Source organism: Pontibacter sp. HJ8, assembly GCF_054824225.1.
Genome location: NZ_JSYF01000561.1, coordinates 1 through 2,433, shown reverse-complemented (window position 1 = coordinate 2,433; position 2,433 = coordinate 1). Strand labels below are relative to the sequence as shown.

Below are 2,433 nucleotides of genomic sequence, written 5' to 3'. Positions count from 1 at the left end.
AGTCCCGGTTTTTGAAAGAAGTGCTGTTTAACACTTCTTCCACAATTTTTTTCCAGGCCGGTTCTCTGAACCATTCATCCTGTGGTGTGCCAAATCCTATTTTGTCCTGGCGCATCCTTATTTTTTCAGGAAGCACTCCCTTCATTGACTCTCTTAAGATGTATTTGGTAATGCCGTCCCGGATAGCCCAGTCAGCGGAACTGGCCAGCGTCTTTTCGACCAGCCTGTAATCCAGGAAGGGCACCCGTGCCTCCAGTGAAAAGTGCATCGAATTCACATCCTCCCACTTGAGGAGATGTTCTAGCTTATTTTCAAAATGATCCAGCAGGGAATCTTTTAGGGTAGTAGATCCATAGAGTTTACCCGCTATCGCATTGGTCTTGCTGTATTTGTCAACAAATGATTTGTTCAGGTATCCTTTTTCTCCTACCCGTACCTTCGTTCTTAGTTTTTCAGGAAATAGAAAATAGACGAATGATTTGATGCCATACAGGCTGCGGTGGTTTTTCGAATAATGGAATATTTCTGATGCCAGCCTGCCTACCTTAAAATTTCGCAACAGGTCTTTAAAATAAAACCCGAAAAAATAATGATAGCCGGCGAGCTCTTCGTCTGCTCCTTGCCCGTCCAATGTTACCACTACATTCCCTTTTGCCAGCTCCATCACTTTGTACTGCGCGTAAGGAGATGTTGAGGGTATAGGTTCTGCATGCGTTCTGACAAATTGCATCAGATCTTTTTCCAGTGTCTCTGCAGTTGGGGAGATATAGTGCATGTTGTGGAGCAAAGGCTTGTACTCATCGATAAATTTCCTTTCGTCCCCGATCTGTCCTTTCTCATACACGGCCGAAAAAGTATTCAGGTCTGTTTTATTACAGTCCTTGAGCAAGACGGAAACAATGGTTGAAGAATCCAATCCACCACTCAGGCAGACACCTACCGGTACGTCACTTCTAAGGCGCAGTTTGATTGCTGAAGTCAGCAGTTCTTTGTACTCTCCGGGATTCTTAAAGCTTTGTGTTCTGGCTACCCTTTCCCTTAGATCATACCATTTGCTAAAAGCAACCTGGCCATGCTTAACGCGAAGCTTCATCCCATGCTGCAGCTTCTTTACATTGCTGAAAAATGTTTCTTCCGTCTGATCTGTCCTGTTAAACGCCAGGTAGTCAAAAATGCTCTGATAGTTTGGGGCAGGCTTTGTGTCCAGCAGGCTCAGGAGAGGAGGGATCTCTGAGCAGAAAGCAAAATAATTTTTATCCTGAATGTAGTAGAAAGGCTTTACCCCATACCTGTCCCGGGAGGCAAATAATGATCCATCCTGCCGGTCATAGATGGCAAACGCCCACATCCCGTTGAAATGATGCATGCAATCTTCTCCCCAGTGAATGTAAGCATTCAGCAGTACTTCCGTATCTGTTTTTGTCCTGAAAACGACTCCCTGGCCCTGTAGCTCCTCCCGCAATTCCACATAGTTGAATATTTCACCATTAAAAACCAGCACATAGCGATCATCGGACGAGATCATGGGCTGGTGCCCGTCAGGAGACAAATCAATAATGCTCAGGCGAACGAAACCTAAACCTACCGAGTCTTCAATAAAAATGCCTTCATCATCAGGTCCACGATGCTTCATTCGTTGCATCATCACGCGCAGAGAACTTTCTTTAGGTGATTCCTGATCAAAATTTATGATACCTGCTATTCCACACATTGTCTTAACGTCTATTATTGATTTCTAAGATAAATTATACGAAGGGGCTCCGACTGGCTGTATAGGTTGGAAAGGGAATGCACGGGCCCGGAAATGGTGCTGCCAGATGTGGTGTTCCTCAGCTGGTATTGCTGCTCAGGTTATGCAGCACCTTGCAAAGTGCTTTGTTTTGCGCATCCGGTATGGCATACACAAAGGCGCTATCCCTCTCACCGGTCACTTTCGCGATTACTGCTTCTACAAATTCCTGGAGTTGTTTTAGGGGTACCGGGTAAAAATAAAATCCTTGTAAAACAGCAGCCTCAGCCGGTATTTCCTTCGCTTTTAAACCAGGAGACTGGAGCCAAACACAGCCCAGCAGTTTTCCGTTTTCAACCCAAGTATAGGGTTGCTGGCCTGATTCAAACCGCTTCATCGCGTCAATCAAAAACTCCCAACGGGTGGTCAAGGTGCCCTTGGGTTGGTAGCATAACAAATCACGAAGGCTGTTTTTGTTTATAAACGGACTTGTATCTGGAAGTACAATCCTAGAAGAACTTAGCCGGTAAGAGGTGTGTGTCCCGGAGGAGACTGCTTTTAAAGGGACTGCATGTAAAATTGGTTGATACCCCTGGGCCTTCACTAATTTAGCTTTTTCCTTGAGAAGCGAAGTCTTGAATTTCAACCTTCTTATTGTGCTTTGCTGAATGCCAGCCTTGGGCAATAGTTTTTTCAGGTATTCG

Annotated in this window: 1 protein-coding gene and 1 pseudogene; both read right to left on the bottom strand. The window is 45.2% G+C overall.

Annotated elements, in window-relative coordinates; translation table 11 throughout:
- Positions 1 to 1,711, bottom strand: a 1,711-nt coding sequence (gene asnB / locus OB13_RS19375) for an asparagine synthase (glutamine-hydrolyzing) (RefSeq protein ID WP_461491834.1), incomplete at its 3' end; no start/stop codon positions are given.
- Between the two features lie 118 nt (positions 1,712 to 1,829).
- Positions 1,830 to 2,433: pseudogene (locus OB13_RS19370) on the bottom strand (hypothetical protein); the annotation flags it as partial.